14 protein-coding genes and 1 pseudogene are annotated in these 15,531 nt (G+C 71.7%); 10 read left to right on the top strand and 5 right to left on the bottom strand.

The genetic code is table 11. From position 1 onward, the window contains the following. Window positions 1–22 precede the first annotated feature (22 nt). The 7 genes from rhaS to ACIQWG_RS14880 all read left to right on the top strand — a co-directional run bounded on the left by rhaS (window position 23) and on the right by ACIQWG_RS14880 (window position 7,115). Window positions 23–1,102, top strand: a complete 1,080-nt coding sequence (rhaS, locus tag ACIQWG_RS14910) for a rhamnose ABC transporter substrate-binding protein (RefSeq protein ID WP_404094941.1) — start codon at window positions 23–25, stop codon at window positions 1,100–1,102. Between the two features lie 17 nt (window positions 1,103–1,119). Then, window positions 1,120–1,440 (top strand): L-rhamnose mutarotase, encoded by a 321-nt coding sequence (locus ACIQWG_RS14905; protein WP_404094940.1) that lies wholly within the window; start codon window positions 1,120–1,122, stop codon window positions 1,438–1,440. Between the two features lie 31 nt (window positions 1,441–1,471). After that, window positions 1,472–2,902, top strand: a complete 1,431-nt coding sequence (locus tag ACIQWG_RS14900) for a BNR repeat-containing protein (protein ID WP_404094937.1) — start codon at window positions 1,472–1,474, stop codon at window positions 2,900–2,902. 84 nt (window positions 2,903–2,986) lie between these two features. Then, window positions 2,987–4,012: a LacI family DNA-binding transcriptional regulator gene (locus ACIQWG_RS14895; protein ID WP_404094936.1), complete on the top strand. Its 1,026-nt coding sequence runs from the start codon at window positions 2,987–2,989 to the stop codon at window positions 4,010–4,012. Between the two features lie 103 nt (window positions 4,013–4,115). Further along, window positions 4,116–5,417 carry an alpha/beta fold hydrolase gene (locus ACIQWG_RS14890; RefSeq protein ID WP_404094934.1) on the top strand — a complete coding sequence of 434 codons (1,302 nt, stop codon included), beginning with the start codon at window positions 4,116–4,118 and terminating at the stop codon, window positions 5,415–5,417. Window positions 5,418–5,445: 28 nt separating this feature from the next. Continuing rightward, window positions 5,446–6,189, top strand: a complete 744-nt coding sequence (locus tag ACIQWG_RS14885; protein ID WP_404094931.1) for a PIG-L deacetylase family protein — start codon at window positions 5,446–5,448, stop codon at window positions 6,187–6,189. Window positions 6,190–6,218: 29 nt separating this feature from the next. Beyond that, window positions 6,219–7,115 carry a sigma-70 family RNA polymerase sigma factor gene (locus tag ACIQWG_RS14880; RefSeq protein WP_404094928.1) on the top strand — a complete coding sequence of 299 codons (897 nt, stop codon included), beginning with the start codon at window positions 6,219–6,221 and terminating at the stop codon, window positions 7,113–7,115. Between the two features lies 1 nt (window position 7,116). Here the strand turns inward: ACIQWG_RS14880 and ACIQWG_RS14875 are convergent. Then, window positions 7,117–7,310, bottom strand: a pseudogene (locus tag ACIQWG_RS14875) (DUF5999 family protein). 43 nt (window positions 7,311–7,353) lie between these two features. On the opposite strand from ACIQWG_RS14875, the gene ACIQWG_RS14870 reads away from it, so the two are divergent. Further along, window positions 7,354–8,184, top strand: a complete 831-nt coding sequence (locus ACIQWG_RS14870) for a pentapeptide repeat-containing protein (RefSeq protein WP_404094925.1) — start codon at window positions 7,354–7,356, stop codon at window positions 8,182–8,184. A gap of 119 nt (window positions 8,185–8,303) precedes the next feature. Here ACIQWG_RS14870 and ACIQWG_RS14865 read toward each other — a convergent pair whose 3' ends face one another. Next, window positions 8,304–9,812: a cytochrome P450 gene (locus ACIQWG_RS14865; RefSeq protein ID WP_404094922.1), complete on the bottom strand. Its 1,509-nt coding sequence runs from the start codon at window positions 9,810–9,812 to the stop codon at window positions 8,304–8,306. Between the two features lie 108 nt (window positions 9,813–9,920). Between ACIQWG_RS14865 and ACIQWG_RS14860 the strand changes: the two genes are divergently transcribed. Next, entirely contained in the window at window positions 9,921–10,529 is a 609-nt protein-coding gene (locus ACIQWG_RS14860) for a TetR/AcrR family transcriptional regulator (protein ID WP_404094920.1), read from the top strand. Between the two features lie 95 nt (window positions 10,530–10,624). Beyond that, entirely contained in the window at window positions 10,625–11,350 is a 726-nt protein-coding gene (locus tag ACIQWG_RS14855) for a DUF2470 domain-containing protein (RefSeq protein ID WP_404094918.1), read from the top strand. On the opposite strand, the gene ACIQWG_RS14850 is transcribed toward ACIQWG_RS14855, so the two are convergent. The 3 genes from ACIQWG_RS14850 to ACIQWG_RS14840 form a co-directional block, all read right to left on the bottom strand. Continuing rightward, window positions 11,318–12,535 carry a lactonase family protein gene (locus tag ACIQWG_RS14850; RefSeq protein ID WP_404094916.1) on the bottom strand — a complete coding sequence of 406 codons (1,218 nt, stop codon included), beginning with the start codon at window positions 12,533–12,535 and terminating at the stop codon, window positions 11,318–11,320. The two genes, ACIQWG_RS14855 and ACIQWG_RS14850, sit on opposite strands and share 33 nt — an antisense overlap. Before the next feature lie 125 nt (window positions 12,536–12,660). Then, on the bottom strand, window positions 12,661–13,710 hold the full coding sequence (locus tag ACIQWG_RS14845) for a hypothetical protein (RefSeq protein ID WP_404094914.1): 1,050 nt from the start codon (window positions 13,708–13,710) through the stop codon (window positions 12,661–12,663). Between the two features lie 46 nt (window positions 13,711–13,756). After that, on the bottom strand, window positions 13,757–15,022 hold the full coding sequence (locus ACIQWG_RS14840; protein ID WP_404094911.1) for an FUSC family protein: 1,266 nt from the start codon (window positions 15,020–15,022) through the stop codon (window positions 13,757–13,759). Window positions 15,023–15,531: the final 509 nt, after the last annotated feature.

Here is a 15,531-nt window from a genome sequence, read left to right as displayed (position 1 = left end):
TCCTCGTAAAGGACCCCTCGCCATGCGCAAGTCATCCCTCCGCCGTACCTGCGCGGCCCTCGCCGCCGTCACTTCCCTCGCGCTCGCGGCCACCGCCTGCGGCGGCACCACCAAGGAGGACGTCAAGAACGAGGGCGCCTCCGCCGCCACCGCCGGCAAGGCCGACCCGAACGCGGAGCTGAAGAAGGGACTGACCGTCGGCTTCCTGCCCAAGCAGGTCAACAACCCCTACTTCACCTCCGCCGACAAGGGCGGCGAGGCCGCGCTGAAGGAGCTCGGCTCCAGCTACAAGGAGGTCGGTCCGTCCAGCGCGACCGACACCGCCGGACAGGTCAGCTACGTCAACACGCTGACCCAGCAGCAGGTCGACGCGATGGCCGTGTCCGCGCAGGACCCGGGCGCGCTGTGCACCGCGCTGAAGCAGGCCATGAAGAACGACATCAAGGTCGTCACCTACGACTCCGACACCACCGCCGACTGCCGCAACGCCTTCGTCTCCCAGGCCTCCGCCGAGGACCTCGGCCGTACCGAGGTGCAGTTGCTCGCCGAACAGATCGGCTACAAGGGCGAGATCGCGATCCTGTCGGCCGCGCAGACCGCGACGAACCAGAACACCTGGATCGACTTCATGAAGGACGAGCTCAAGGACCCCAAGTACAAGGACATGAAGCTCGTCAAGATCGCCTACGGCAACGACGACGCCCAGCAGTCGTTCCAGCAGACCCAGGGCCTGCTCCAGGAGTACCCGAACCTGAAGGGGATCATCTCCCCGACGACGGTCGGCATCAAGGCGGCCGCCCAGTACCTCTCCGGCTCCAAGTACAAGGGCAAGGTCAAGCTGACCGGCCTCGGCACCCCCAACGACATGCGCAAGTACGTCAAGAACGGCACCGTCGAGGCCTTCGAGCTGTGGGACCCCGCCAAGCTCGGCGACCTCGCCGCCCGCGCCGCCGTAGCCCTGGTCTCCGGCCAGATCACCGGCAAGGAGGGCGAGACCTTCAAGGCCGGCGAGACCACGTACACCATCGGCAAGGACGGCGTGATCAGCCTCGGCAAGCCGACCGTGTTCGACGCGAAGAACATCGACCAGTACAACTTCTGACCTCCGGCGAGCTGTTGATGCAGCGCGTGTGCTTCCTGCTGAAGGTCAGGGCCGACCGCATCGCCGAGTACCGCGAACGCCACGCCGCCGTGTGGCCCGAGATGCTCCGGGCGCTCTCGGCCACCGGCTGGCACAACTACTCGCTCTTCCTGCGCGACGACGGTCTGCTCGTCGGATACCTGGAGACCGAGGACTTCGAGGCGGCCAAGGCCGGCATGGAGGCCACCGAGGTCAACGCCCGCTGGCAGGCCGAGATGGGGGAGTTCTTCGAGTCCCTCGACGGCGCCCGCCCCGACGAGGCCATGAAACCGCTCACCGAGGTGTTCCACCTCGCCTGACCCGCACCTCGCCGACCCTGGAGCCCCCGAGATGAAGAGACGCACCCTGCTGGGCGCGGCACTAGCCGGAGCCGTCGTGACCCCCGCCCTCACCTCCGGCACCGCCCGCGCCGCCGACCCCGGCCCCTCCCTCACCGCGACCGGCACGACCACCCTCGACACCCAGGCCGTCTACTTCGTGTCGTACGACGGACTGGTCAACAACAACGCCTTCCAGAAGAACGGCCTGCTGACCTACAAGGGCCACCAGTACGCCGCCTGGTACACCGCCGACCGAGGCGCCGTCGTCGGCCGCCGCGCGCTCGGCGCCACCACCTGGTCCACCGTCAAGGTCGGCCACACCCTGCGCTACGACGACTCCCACAACGTCATCTCCATGGGCCTCTCGAAGATCGACGGCCGGCTCCACCTCAACATGGACTCCCACAGCGACGGCTTCACCTACATCAAGTCGGTCGCCGGCCTGATGGACGACCCGGCCGGCCTGAGCTGGACCGCGAGCCGCTTCGGCGCACCGCAGTCCACGATGGACGGCCTCGCCCTCACCTCGCAGTTCACCTACCCGCAGTTCGTCTCGACCCCCGAGGGCAGACTCCAGCTCAGCTACCGGGTCGCGGTCTCCGGCAACGGCCGCAACGCGCTGGCCGAGTACGACGGTTCGACCTGGACGGGCCTCGGCGAGTGGAGCAGCTCCGCCGGGACGTACACCAGCGAGCACGGCTCCTCGACCGCCCGCAACATGTATCTGCACGGCATCGACTACGACCGCAACGGGCGCCTGCACGCCCTGTTCACCTGGCGCGAGCAGAACGGCGCCGTGATGTGCTCCGGCGGCGGCATCACCAACCACGACACCGGCTACGTCTACTCCGATGATCGCGGGCGCACCTGGCGCAACAACGCCGGCACCGTCGTCGGCACCACCGGCGGCTCCGACAAGGTCGCCGTCACCGACAGCGGACTGGTCGTCGACGCGCTCAACCCCGACCACTCCCTGATGAACCAGGAGAGCCAGTTCACCGACTCCGCGGGCCTGCCGCACGCGATCATCAGCTACGTGCCCGGCCGCTTCGGACAGTGCACCACGAACTACGTCGCCGACCGCACGGCGAACGGCCGCGCCTTCCACGTCCGCAGGAACTCCTCGGGCACCTGGCACAAGACGGAGATCCCGGTACCGCTGAACTCCAGCCAGCGCACCAAGCTGATCCTCGACAAGTACGACAACGCCTACGCGATCTTCCCCTTCTGCCGGATCGCGGGCGCCTCCAAGGCCTCCGGACACACGGACTGGACCATGCTGTACGACGGCGTCGCCGCCGGTCTGAACGCCTTCGGCGAGGTCGTGATCGACGAGACGCGGGTCGGGCAGGACAACTACCTGTCGATCATGTACCAGGAGAAGTCCAGCGGCACGACCCCGTCGGCGCTGCGTAACCTCAACTTCCGCCTGCCTGCCTGATCGCAGCCGTTGTGGGCGGCTTGACGGTAATGTTCCGTCCCGCCGTCCCCGCGCTCTTCGAGTCTTCCTGGAGGTCCCTGACCGATGACCCAGTCGGTGGGTATCAAGGACGTCGCCCGCGCCGCCGGAGTCTCCGTCGGCACGGTCTCGAACGTCATCAACCGTCCGGACACGGTCGCGACCGAGACCCGGGCGCGGGTGCAGTCCGCGATAGACCGGCTGGGCTATGTCCGCAGCGAGTCCGCGCGCCAGCTGCGCGCGGGCCGCAGCCGGATCATGGGCCTGCTCGTGCTCGACATGGGCAACCCCTTCTTCGTCGACGTGGCACGCGGCGCCGAGCGGACCGCGCGGGACGCCGGACTCGGCGTGATGGTCTGCAACAGCGCGCAGAGCCCGAGCGAGGAGGCCGACTACCTCTCGCTCTTCGCGGAGCAGCGGGTGCGGGGCGTCCTGCTCACCCCGGCCGACGCCACCGGCCGCAACATCGAGACGTTCCGGCGGCACAACATCCCCTTCGTCCTCGTCGACCGGGTCGCCGAGGGCACCACCGAGTGCTCGGTCTCCGTCGACGACGTCGCGGGCGGCGCCCTGGCCGTACGCCATCTCGTGGACGCCGGGCACCGCTCCCTCGCGTACGTCAGCGGACCGCCCGGCCTCAACCAGGTCCGCGACCGCCGCACCGGCGCCCTGAACGCGCTCCAGGAGGCCGGCCTCGGCCCGGGGAACCTGCGGGAGCTTCCCACCGAGCGACTCGACGTCGCCGCCGGGAGGGACGCCGGCGCCCGCCTGCTCGGTCTCGCCGAGCGCCCCACCGCCGTCTTCTGCGCCAACGACCTGCTCGCCCTCGGCGTGCTCCAGGCCATGTACGCGGCCGGCGTCGGCGTCCCCGACGACCTCGCGATCGTCGGCTACGACGACATCGAGTTCGCCGCCGCCGCGGCCGTCCCGCTCACCTCCGTACGGCAGCCCGCGGTCACCATGGGCACCCTCGCGGCGGAGATGCTGCTGGAGGAGACCGAGGCGGAGACCGGCGGGAAGCGGCACGAGCACCGGCGGGTCGTGCTCCAGCCGGAGCTGGTGGTCCGGCGCTCCAGCCTCGCCGCCCGCTGATCGGCGGTTCAGTACGATTTCATGATCCTGGGGCTCGGTCGGCGGACGAACATGTGCTGAACTGGGACGCGGTCCGAAGAATCCATTCGTCCCGGGAGCCCTGTTGACCGTCAGCTACCGCCAGCCCGGCGTCGCCCTCACCGACCGCCACTTCACCGTGCCCCTCGACCACGACGACCCCGCGGGGGAGACGATCGAGCTCTACGCGCGTGAGGTCGTCGCCGGCGACAAGGTGCACCAGGACCTGCCGTGGCTGGTCTACCTCCAGGGCGGCCCCGGCTTCGGGGCGAACCGTTTCGTCGGAAAGGGCGCCTGGCTCGGCCGCGCGCTGCAAGAGTTCCGCGTCCTGCTCCTGGACCAGCGCGGCACCGGGCACTCGACCCCCGCGAACCGCCAGACGCTGCCGCTGCGCGGCGGCCCCGAGGCACAGGCCGACCACCTCACACACTTCCGCGCCGACTCGATCGTCCGGGACTGCGAGGCGATCCGCCGTGAGCTGACCGGCGGCGCCCCCTGGACCGTCCTCGGCCAGAGCTTCGGCGGCTTCTGCACGGTCAACTACCTGTCCACCGCCCCCGAGGGCCTGACCGCCGCGCTCGTCACCGGCGGTCTGCCCGCCCTCGACGCGCACGCCGACGACGTCTACCGGGCCGCCTACCCGCGCATCGAGCGCAAGGTCGCCGCGCACTACGCCCGCTACCCGCAGGACATCGAGCGCGCCCGCCGAATCGCCGACCACCTCCTCGCGCACGACGTGGTCCTGCCGAACGGCTACCGGCTCACCGCCGAGGCCTTCCAGTCACTCGGCATCCTCCTCGGCGGCAGCGAGGGCAGCCACCGGCTGCACTACCTGCTGGAGAACGCCTTCGTCCGCACCGCGCAGGGCCAGGCCCTCTCGGACGCCTTCCAGGAGGAGGTCCAGGGCCTGCTGTCGTACGCGAGTCACCCGCTGTACGCCCTCGTCCACGAGGTGATCTACGCCCAGGACGCCCGCCCCACCGCCTGGGCCGCCGAGCGGGTGCGCACCGAGTTCCCGCAGTTCGACGCGGCCAAGACGCTCGCGGGCGACGGGCCGCTGCTGTTCACCGGCGAGACGATCCACCCCTGGATGTTCGACTGCGACCCGGCGCTGCGCCCGCTGCGCGAGACCGCCGAACTCCTCGCCGCCCGAACCGACTGGACGCCCCTGTACGACCCCGCGCGCCTCGCCGCCAACGAGGTGCCGGTGGCCGCGGCCGTCTACCACGACGACATGTACGTCGACACCGCCCACTCCCTGGTCACCGCCCGCGCGATCCGCGGACTGCGCACCTGGGTCACCGACGAGTTCGAGCACGACGGCGTGCGGGCCGGCGGCCCCCGGGTCCTGGACCGGCTGCTCGCGCTCGCCCGTGACGAAGCGTGATGTCGGTGTCACGCGTTAGGGTGCGGACATGACCGAGCCGACGATCACTCAGCTCCAGCCCATGCCCGACGACTGGCAGCGCGCGCTGGCGGTCGTCGCCCACCCGGACGACCTCGAGTACGGCTGCTCGGCGGCGATCGCCGCCTGGACCGACGCCGGCCGCGAGGTCAGCTACGTCCTCGCGACCCGCGGCGAGGCCGGGATCGACACCCTCGACCCGGCGCGGTGCGGCCCACTCAGGGAGCGCGAGCAGCGGGCCAGCGCCGCGGTCGTCGGGGTGAGCGCGGTGGAGTTCCTCGACCACCGCGACGGCGTGATCGAGTACGGCACGGCCCTGCGCCGGGACATCGCCGCCGCCATCCGCCGGTACCGGCCCGAGCTGGTGATCACGCTCAACCACCGCGACACCTGGGGCGGCGTCGCCTGGAACACCCCGGACCACGTGGCCGTCGGCCGAGCCACGCTGGACGCGGCCGGCGACGCGGGCAACCGCTGGATCTTCCCGGAGCTCGTCGAACAGGGCCTCGAGCCCTGGAACGGCGTCCGCTGGGTCGCCGTCGCCGGCTCCAGCTCACCCACCCACGCGGTCGACGCGACCCCGGGCCTGGAGCGCGCGGTGCACTCGCTGCTCGAACACCGCACCTACATCGAGGTGTTGACCGACGAGGACCCGGAGACCTACGTCCGCGGCTTCCTCACGGCGCACGCCGAGACGACGGGGGAGCGGTTCGGCGGGAAGCCGGCCGTGGCGTTCGAGCTGTTCAGCAGGTAGATCGAGCGGCCGGCGGAGGGGACGGGGGCATGGCGCAGGACACGGAACTGCTGGCTGACCGCTTCGAGGAGCACCGCGGCCGGATCAAGGCGGTCGCCTACCGCATGCTCGGCTCACTGGCCGAGGCGGAGGACGCCGTACAGGAGACCTGGCTGAAGCTGAGCCGGACCGACGCGGACGGCATCGGCAACCTCGGCGGCTGGCTGACCACCGTCGTCGGCCGGGTCTGTCTGGACATGCTGCGCTCCCGTGCGCGACGCCACGAGGAGCCGCTGGACGACACCTTCGTCCCCGACCCCGTGATCCGGCCCCTCTCGCAGATCGACCCGGAGCAGGAGGTGCTCCAGGCCGACTCGGTGGGCCTGGCCCTGCTGGTGGTGCTGGAGACGCTGGAACCCGCCGAGCGGATCGCGTTCGTGCTGCACGACATGTTCGCGGTGCCGTTCGACGACATCGCGCCGATCGTGGAGCGCTCCTCGGCCGCCACCCGGCAGCTCGCCAGCCGGGCCCGGCGGCGGGTGAAGGGTGCCACGCCGTCGACCGAGCCCGACCTCGGCAGACAGCGGCAGGTCCTCGACGCCTTCATGGCCGCCTCCCGCGCGGGCGACTTCGAGGCGCTGCTCGCGGTCCTCGACCCCGACATCGTGCTGCGGGTCGACTCCGGACCGCTGGTCGGTGGTGCGGCGGCGTCCAAGGTGGTGCGCGGCGCGAAGCCGGTGGCCGAGCAGGCGATGCTGTTCCGGCAGTTCGCCCCGTACATGCGGCTGGTGTCGGTCAACGGCGCGGTCGGGGTGCTCAGCGCCCCGGAGGGAGCACCGCAGTCGGTGCTGGGTGTCACCGTCGCGGACGGGCGGATCACCGAGATGTACATCCTGGCCGACCCCGAGCGGCTCGCCCGCCTCGACCTGCCGGACCTCGACCGCTGAGTCAGGCGGCCACGGCCGGCGGGCCGAGAGTGCGGTGCGGGCTCATCACGCGGCCGTCCGGGAGGAGTTCACGGGTGTCGTCGAGGACGATGACGCCGTCGCACAGCAGGCTCCAGCCCTGTTCGGGGTGGGCCGACACGATCACGGTGGCGTGGTGCTCGGGGCGGTGGGGCACGGGGGCTGGTGGCGGCACACGACCGGTGAGTCTTCGCTCCGGGCGGCGATTAGGCTTGACGTCATGCAAGATCACCCAGGCGACCTCATGGACCTGCGCGGAGACTGTGCCAACTGTTTCGGGCTGTGCTGTGTGGCGCTGCCCTTCACCGCCTCGGCGGACTTCGCGCTCGACAAGGCCGCCGGGACGCCCTGCCGCAACCTCCAGGACGACCACCGCTGCGGCATCCACGCCCGGCTCCGGCAGAGCGGCTTCAGCGGCTGCACCGTGTACGACTGCTTCGGCGCCGGTCAGAAGGTCTCGCAGGTCACCTTCGCCGGGCAGGACTGGCGCACCGGCTCCCCCGAGCAGGCGCGCCGGATGTTCGACGTCTTCCCGGTCGTCCGCCAGCTCCACGAGCTGCTCTGGTACCTGACGGAGGCGCTCACCCTGCCCGCCGCGAGCACTCTGCACACCGAGTTGCGCGGGCTCCGGGAGCGGACCGATGCGCTCACCCGCCGCACCCCGGAGGACCTCGCCTCGCTGGATGTGGCCGCGCACCGCCAGGAGGTCAACGTCCTGCTGCTGAAGACCAGCGAGCTGGTGCGGGCGGGTGTGAGCGGCCGCAAGAAGAACCGCCGGGGCGCGGACCTGATCGGCGCCCGGCTCAAGGGCGCCGACCTGCGCGGCGCCAACCTGCGGGGCGCCTACCTGATCGCCGCCGACCTCACCGGCGCCGACCTGCGCGGAGCGGACCTCATCGGCGCCGACCTGCGCGACACCGACCTCACGGACGCCGACCTGACGGACGCCTTCTTCTTGACCCAGCCCCAGCTGAACGCGGCCAGAGGCAGCGCGGACACCCGACTGCCTGCCTCGGTCGAACGCCCTGTGCACTGGGCAGCGGGGCTCTGAGGCGGTTCCTCGGGGCGGGTCGTTGTGTGGTGTGGGTGGGGGCCATTTCAGCGTGAGCCGCGGCCTGTCAGGTATCGCGAGTGCTATCCGGTGGCTGAGCGGCGCCGGACTGTCCGGCCTCAGTCGGCCGTCCCGTGCACTGGGCAGCGGGGCTCTGAGTGGGGTTCCTCGGCGGCGGGGCGTTGTGTGGTGGGGACGTGGCGGCGTTCCAGGCCCAGCCGCAACCCCTCCGGCATCAGGGTCAGTCGCTCGGTCACCCGCAGCCGATAGGCCGGGTCGCTCGTGAACTCGTAGCGGCGGAGCAGCAGGCCCAGCACCAGGGTGGCCTCATGCAGGGCGAACTGGCGTCCGATGCAGGCCCGTGCCCCCGTTCCGAACGGCTTGAAGGTGTGCGGCGCGCGGGTGCGAACCGCCTTCGGGTCGAAGCGGTCCGGATCGAACCGTTCGGCGTCGGCGCCCCACACCTCGGGGTCGCGGTGCAGCATCGCGGTGAGGACCAGCGCCCAGGCTCCGCGCCGCATCGGGTGGTCGCCGCCGAGCACGGTGTCCTCGCGGGCCTCCCGGGCGAACGCGGGCGCCGTCGGCCACAGCCGCAGCGACTCGTCCAGTACCCGGCGTACGTACCGCAGCCGCGCCACCTGGTCGTAGCCGGGGGCCTCCGTGTCGCCCCAGACCAGGTCGACCTCGGCGCGGGCGCGGGCCGCGACGTCCGGGTGCCGGGAGAGATAGTGCAGGGCGAAGGAGAGCGCGCCCGAGGTGGTCTCGTGGCCGGCGACCAGGAAGGTGATCACCTGCCGGCGGACGTTCTGCGCGGACAGCCGTTCGCCCGTCTCGGGATGGGCGGTCTCCAGCATCCGGTCCAGCAGGTCGCCGTCCCCGGGCCCGTTCGCCCTGCGGGCGCGGACCAGTTCGTCGACGGTCCGGTCGAGGTAGGCGATGTCGGCCCGGTTGCGACGCGCCGCACCCCGGAGCAGGAACGGCACCGGCATGGTGTTGAGGCGCTGCGCGTAGGTGAGCGTGCCGACCATCGCCGACACGAAGGGATGCGGACGGGCCCGCTCGAAGGAGCCGAAGTCGTGTCCGAACCCGGTGCGCGCGATGGTCTCCAGGGTCAGCTTGGTCATGTCACCGGGCACGTCCACCGTCCGGCCCGCCGACAGGGCCCGGTCCCAGTGGTCCATGAGCCGGTCGGCGACGGCCAGCATCATCGTGTGGTAGCCGGCCATGGCCTCCCGGCTGAACCCCGGGGCGAGCACGTCGTGCGCCAACTGCCAGTTCGGCTCGTGGTTGTACGCCGTGAACAGCCCGTCCCCGACCACCGGCCGCAGATTGGCGATGCCGAGCCCCACATGCTTGGCGAAGCGGGCCTCGTCCGCCATGTCGGCCGCGAGTCCGGCGCCCCACACGAACACGAACTCCTTGTCGAACGCCCGGCGCCGGAAGATCGGCCCCAGTTCCCGGGCGAACCGCAGGGAGTCCTGCAACGGCGTACGCCGGTTCGCGCCCAGCACATCGCCGAGCAGCGGCAGCCGGTGCGGCGGGTGCGGTATGCGGAACAGCTCCGGCCAGCCCTGCTCGGCGCTGCGGAACCCCTTCGGCAGTCCGGTCCCGGTCATCGTCTCCGCCATGACGCGATCTCCCTTGCACCAGCGGCAGGTTGAGCTCGTTGTACGTGGGTTCAATAACGCGCCTCAGTCTGGTCCGGCTGTTGAACTCACGTCAAGTAAAGTGCGGACATGGCCGCGAACCAGGGTGAGCGCACACGCCGCCGGCTCAGCACACAGGAGCGGCGGGAGCAACTCCTCGCGGTCGGGGCGCGGCTGTTCTCGGAGAGTCCGTACGACGACGTGTGGATCGAGCAGGTCGCCGAGATAGCGGGGGTCTCACGCGGGCTGCTCTATCACTACTTCCCGACCAAGCGTGACTTCTTCGCGGCCGTCGTCGAGCGCGAGAGCGAGCGGATGCTGCGGATGACGGCCGCCGTGCCCGGCGTCCCGGTGCGCGAACAACTCGGCGCGGGCCTCGACACGTTCCTGGAGTACGTCCAGGCCCATGCCCACGGCTACCGCGCCTTCCATCGCGCCGACGCCGCCGGCGACCAAGCCGTGCGCAAGGTCTATCAACGGGCCCTGGCCGCACAGGAGAAGCAGATCCTGGCGGCGATGGCGGCGGACCCCGAGTTCGGCCCGGACTTCGAGGGGCGGGCGGACGTGCGGCTGGCCGTGCGGGGCTGGCTGGCCTTCACCACCGCCGTGTGTCTGGAGTGGCTGAGGGGCGCCGACCTCTCCCGGGAGCAGGTGCGCGATCTGTGTGCCCGCGCCCTCCTGGGTGTCATCGGGCCCTGAGCTCGAGCAAAGAGATCGCACAGTATCGACAGCGCTGGTTGGCGTGCGCCTCGATCTTCGGTAGGTTAGGCAAGGCTTACCTAAGGAGGTATGGGATGGGCGACAGCCAAGCCTGGACGGCGGCACCTTCCGCGGCGGAACGAGCCCGGTCGGTGCTTGCCGGCGCGTGGTCCTGCGGAGTGACCGCCGAGAGCTGCCGCGAGGAGCTCGTGGGCGCGCACACCGTGACCGAGGACGGTCGGATCCTGCTGGAGGTGCCGGACGACAGTGTGCTCGTCACGGCGGCGATCTGCGCGCCGCGCGGAGAGCCCTCCGCGGTCCTGGAGTTCGCCGACGTCGCGCCCGTCCCCGTCCGCAGGCGGATCCGCACCCGGCTCTGGCTGTCCGGCTGGTTCACTCCCGAGGAGGGCAAACTCGCCTTCCGGCCCACGCGCGTGGTGCTGCGGCAGCCGTCCGGTGCCGTCGTGGTCGACCTGGACGAGTTCGCCGTCGCCGCGCCCGACCCGCTGGCCACCGCCGAGGCCCGGCTGCTCACCCACCTGGCCGACTGCCACCCGGACGCCGTGGAGCGGCTCACCCGGCTGGTCGACTCCGACAGCCTGCACGGCGCCGTCCGCGTCCAGCCGCTCGCCGTCGACCGGCACGGACTCACGCTGCGCATCGAGCGCGCCCGCTCGCACGGCGACGTACGGCTGGCCTTCCACCGGCCCGCCGACGACGTCGCGCAGCTCACCGAGCGCATGCACATCCTGCTCTCCCAGGCCAGCGCCGCCTCCTGCCCGCGCGCCCTACAGCGGCAGCGCACAGACGGCGACGGGTGACGCGAACGGCTCGCCCGCGAGCCGCAGTTCACCGCTCCTGGCGTCGACGTGGAAGACGCTGACGGTGCTCGACCGCTGGTTCGCCGCGAACAGCAGGGACCCGTCCGGCGAGAGGGCGATCTGCCGCGGGAAGTCCCCGGACACCGGCACCGTGCCGAGCAGCCGCAGCCGGGCGCCCTTCGCCTCGACCGCGTAGCGCGCGAGGCTGTTGTGGCCCCGGTTGGCGAGGTAGGCGTAGCGGCCGTTCGGCGTCACCACGATCTGCGCCGGATAACTGGTGCCCGACCCCGTACCCGTGTCCTGCTCGGCGCCGATGGTCACCCGGCCCGTCTCGGGGTCGTACGCGCAGACCGCGACGCTGTTGTCGACCTCGTTGGCCAGATACGCGTACCGGCCGCCGGGGTGGAAGGTGAGATGACGCGGTCCCGCACCCGGCTTCGCCTGCGCTCGCGAGACCTCGCCGAGCGTGCCCGCCTTCTGGTCGAGCCGATAGGTGTACACGGTGTCCGTGCCCAGGTCGACGGCGAGCACATGGCGGCCGTCGGGGCTGGTGACGATCTGATGGGCGTGCGGACCCTCCTGGCCGGGACCGGGCGCCGGATCGGTGTGGGTCACCAGGTCGGTGCGCTCGCCGAGCGCGCCCGAAGCGTCGATCGGATGCACGGCCACACTGCCCGTGCCGTAGTTGGCGCTGAGCAGCCAGCGTCCGCTCGGATGCACCGAAAGATGGCAGGGCGCCGCCCCGCCGGTGCCACGGCTGCCCAGAACCTTGCGGTCGGCGAGGCGCACGGCGGTCACGGCGCCGTCCTCACGCTCGTCGACCGCGTACAGCGTCCGGCCGTTCGGGTGCAGCGCCAGATACGACGGGTCGGCCACGTCCCGGATGGTTCCCGTGCCGACGATCGCGCCGGAGACCGGGTCGTACGTGGCGAGACCGATGCCCTCGCCGCCACCCTCGACGGAGGTGTAGGTGCCCAGGTACAGCGGGCGCGGGCCGGACGGCTCACGGCTCTCGCTCTGGGCGCTCGGACGGCTCTCGGCGCCGGTGGCCCCGGAGGTCGCCGAGTCGGCCCGGTCCGCGGAGGGGGCGCTGTCGCACCCCGTGGCCGCCGGGAGTGTCACACCGGCGGCCGATCCCGCGAGGGTTCCGACGAATCGGCGCCTGCTCAGCCCACCACTGCCCATGTCCACACCTCAGGTCGTCGGTCGTCGTGGTCGCGACAGCAACCTTGGCGTGGACCACCCGCCGAGCGCAAGAAGAGCAACGGGCGTTGCAATCTGCGCAACGGAGGCAGGGGTTCCGGGGTCGCCTACCAGTCACCGTCCTCCACCGGCTTGCCCTGTGCGTCCTTCAGCGGCTTCACCTGGCCCGGCGTCGGTGCCTGCCAGGGCTCGTGGTCGTCGCCGAGCCAGTCGCCCACCGGCTTCACCGACCCCAGCCTTTCGGTGGGAGCGAGATCCTCGGCGTCCTGGTCGTAGTAGTCGAACCAGGGCAGCCCCGCGCGCGTGTACGCCGCCCGGTCCACCGGCGACGGCGGGGGAGCCTCGCCGGTGATCCGGCGCCACTCCGGCGGCGTCACCAGATGGACGAAGACCCGGCCGCCAGGGGTGTCGGCCCAGTCCGACAGCGGCCGGTCGTCCTCGTACACCTCCTGGCGCATCGAACCCCCGACGCCCAGCCCCATCGCCGGGGCGGACCGCCCCGCCGGTGCGGCGGCGGGCGCCGGGACCGCGCCCGGCGCGGGCGGGGCCGCCATGGGCATCGCGGCGCCGTAACCACCGAACTGCGGCATCACCCTCGCCCGCTCGGCCCGACGCCGCTCCTCCTCCCGCCACCGAGCCAGCCGGTCCTCCTTCAACGCGAAGGACTGAAGCTGTACGCCGCCCCAGACCTCCTCGCCGGTGACCTGACCCTCGACGGTCGCGCCCAGCCCCAGCGGCACCGCCACGAACTGGCGGACCGTGCCCTTCCCGGAGTTGATGCCGTCCAGCCACGGCTGCCGGGGCAGCGCCAGGTAGTTCTGCGGCTCGCGCGCCAGCCGGTCGCTCCACGGCTTGCCGGAGACCGCGCACACCTTCCCCACGCCCACCTGCAACGCGGCGGGCTCCGTCGTCCCCGCGAAGCTGAGCCACATCGCCTCACGCAGATAGACGGGCAGCATCACACCACCGCGCGCCCGCCACTCCCGCGGAACCGTGTCCGGGAAGTCCGCCACCCGCCGCACCGGGAACTCGCCGAGTCCCGGCGGCAGCGCGTGCGTCCCCGACTCGGGCAGCCGCAGAGTACGGATGAACCGCACCGCCACCCCGCCCGGCAGCCGCAGGGTGTTTCCGTCGATCCGTACGGTCGTGTCGGCCATCGGCGCGCTCCCTCTCGTCGGACGCCGGCCCCGTCCCGGCGTTCTGCTACCGAGAACGTCCGCCCATCCCCGTACGGTTCCGCCACAGCTGCTCCTGCACGCCCATCCGCTCGCGCATCCGGTTCAGACGCGGCATGCGCACCCGCTGCTCCTGCGACACCCGGTCCAGCTCCTCCAGCAGCCGCCGCGAGCGGTGCTCGGTGTCGAGCTCGTCGATCATGCGGTTCACCTCGGTCAGCACGGCACCGAGCAGCTGCCAGTGCTCCACCTCGCGGTCGGCCTCCTCGCGCAGCAGCAGAGCGAGCTTGTCGCGGGTGCCCGCCGCCGTGCGCAGCTCCGCCGACAGCCGGGTCTCCGCGGCGTCGGCGTTGGTGCTCACATGGGTGGTGACCAGCACCGAGAAACTGACCACCGCGTCCGCGATCTCCGAGAGCTGCTGCTCCAGCACGGCGCCCGTCTCCTTCGCGAACAGCGCCTCGGGCTCCCGCTCCTTGGCGAGGTCGGTGAGGGTGCGGGCGAGCACCCGCAGGACGACCGTGCAGATCTCCAGCGTGTCCAGTCCGGTGCGCAGCACCACGCGGTGCAGCAGGCTGTCGCGCACCCGCGGATTGAGCCGCAGGCTGTCCTCGGCCTGTCTGAGCGCCGCGTCCACCTCCACGATGTCGTGGTCGAGCCGGCGCGCCTCGTGCAGCCGGGCCGCCGCCTGCTCGAAGGGTTGCCGGCCGGCCGCCTCCTCGCCGATGCGCAGCATCAACTGCCGCAGCCGCCGCGCCAGATCCTCCAGTGACTCACCGGCCTCGTCCACCCACACCGGCGGTGCGAGCAGCAGATTGAAGCCGAGCCCCACCACCGCGCCGATCAGCGTCTCCAGCACCCGCGCCCACGCGGTGTCGCCGACGGTCGTGACCCCGAGGACCAGCATCGCGCTGATCGCCACCTCGGGAACGTACTCGTTCACGCGGACGAGATGCCCGACCCCGAGCGCGGCCACGATCAGCAGGGCCAGGCTCCACCAGGTCAGGCCGACCAGCAGGCTGAAGGCGATGGCCACCAGGACGCCGGCCACCACGGAGTTCACCCGGCGGATGCCGTTGGTGAGTGTGGCGTAGAAGGTGACCTGGACGACCAGCAGCGCGGTCAGGGGCGCGGTCAGCGGCGCGGCCTCGGGGCTGAGGCGGAGTGCGATGACGTACGCGATCGTCGCGGCGGCCGCCGACCGCAGCGTCTGCACCACGACCGGGTCCCGGCGCAGCTTCGCCATTCGCTCCGCCAGCCACTCCCGGGCCGGCGTCCCCTCACGTGCCTCTCGCATCCTCGGGCTGTTCCCTTTCCACCGATGCTTTCCGCACACCACTTGCGGAACGTAACAGTCCGCAAGAAACCCCAGATTGAACGCCGCGGCCACGGTACGACAAGGGGCCGGGCCGGTGATCACCGACACCCGAGCGAGTCAGGGCGGCCGACGGGGTCCGGTGCCGCGCGACCGGGGGCGGTGAGAAAGGCCCCCGCCGTCACCCCGTGGTCGTCCGCACCCGGGGACTGAGGACCGCCGGATGGTCCCCGTCCGCCCGGGGCGCAGGCCTTGGATCATGAAACGGCATCGGGCCGGATTAGTACTGACCCTGTTCATCATCCTCGCCGCGCTGACGACCGGCATCCCGGCCACGCGGGCAGCGACGTCCTGGAGCGCCTCGATCGCGCCGCCCAGCCCATGCGCACCGTCGAAGGGCGCGGGCCGCCGTACGGGCGAGGCGGTACGGCTGCTCGGGCGCACTGCCCCGCGGTGCCGACCGCACGGCGCACGACCGGGCGGTCCGGCGG

Origin of the sequence: Streptomyces sp. NPDC098781, from assembly GCF_044759995.1 — a bacterium.
Lineage (GTDB): Bacteria > Actinomycetota > Actinomycetes > Streptomycetales > Streptomycetaceae > Streptomyces.
This window is presented reverse-complemented; position numbering and strand designations above follow the sequence as displayed.

What these genes read in the sequence shown, in the direction of transcription:
- ACIQWG_RS14860 (WP_404094920.1), top strand. Translation starts at nt 9,921, where the DNA reads ATGGCCGCGAACCAGGGTGAGCGCACACGCCGCCGGCTCAGCACACAG.
- ACIQWG_RS14870 (WP_404094925.1), top strand. Translation starts at nt 7,354, where the DNA reads ATGCAAGATCACCCAGGCGACCTCATGGACCTGCGCGGAGACTGTGCC.
- ACIQWG_RS14885 (WP_404094931.1), top strand. Translation starts at nt 5,446, where the DNA reads ATGACCGAGCCGACGATCACTCAGCTCCAGCCCATGCCCGACGACTGG.
- ACIQWG_RS14845 (WP_404094914.1), bottom strand. Translation starts at nt 13,710, where the DNA reads ATGGCCGACACGACCGTACGGATCGACGGAAACACCCTGCGGCTGCCG.
- ACIQWG_RS14900 (WP_404094937.1), top strand. Translation starts at nt 1,472, where the DNA reads ATGAAGAGACGCACCCTGCTGGGCGCGGCACTAGCCGGAGCCGTCGTG.
- ACIQWG_RS14865 (WP_404094922.1), bottom strand. Translation starts at nt 9,812, where the DNA reads ATGGCGGAGACGATGACCGGGACCGGACTGCCGAAGGGGTTCCGCAGC.
- ACIQWG_RS14895 (WP_404094936.1), top strand. Translation starts at nt 2,987, where the DNA reads ATGACCCAGTCGGTGGGTATCAAGGACGTCGCCCGCGCCGCCGGAGTC.
- ACIQWG_RS14905 (WP_404094940.1), top strand. Translation starts at nt 1,120, where the DNA reads ATGCAGCGCGTGTGCTTCCTGCTGAAGGTCAGGGCCGACCGCATCGCC.
- ACIQWG_RS14840 (WP_404094911.1), bottom strand. Translation starts at nt 15,022, where the DNA reads ATGCGAGAGGCACGTGAGGGGACGCCGGCCCGGGAGTGGCTGGCGGAG.
- ACIQWG_RS14855 (WP_404094918.1), top strand. Translation starts at nt 10,625, where the DNA reads ATGGGCGACAGCCAAGCCTGGACGGCGGCACCTTCCGCGGCGGAACGA.
- ACIQWG_RS14850 (WP_404094916.1), bottom strand. Translation starts at nt 12,535, where the DNA reads ATGGGCAGTGGTGGGCTGAGCAGGCGCCGATTCGTCGGAACCCTCGCG.
- rhaS (WP_404094941.1), top strand. Translation starts at nt 23, where the DNA reads ATGCGCAAGTCATCCCTCCGCCGTACCTGCGCGGCCCTCGCCGCCGTC.
- ACIQWG_RS14880 (WP_404094928.1), top strand. Translation starts at nt 6,219, where the DNA reads ATGGCGCAGGACACGGAACTGCTGGCTGACCGCTTCGAGGAGCACCGC.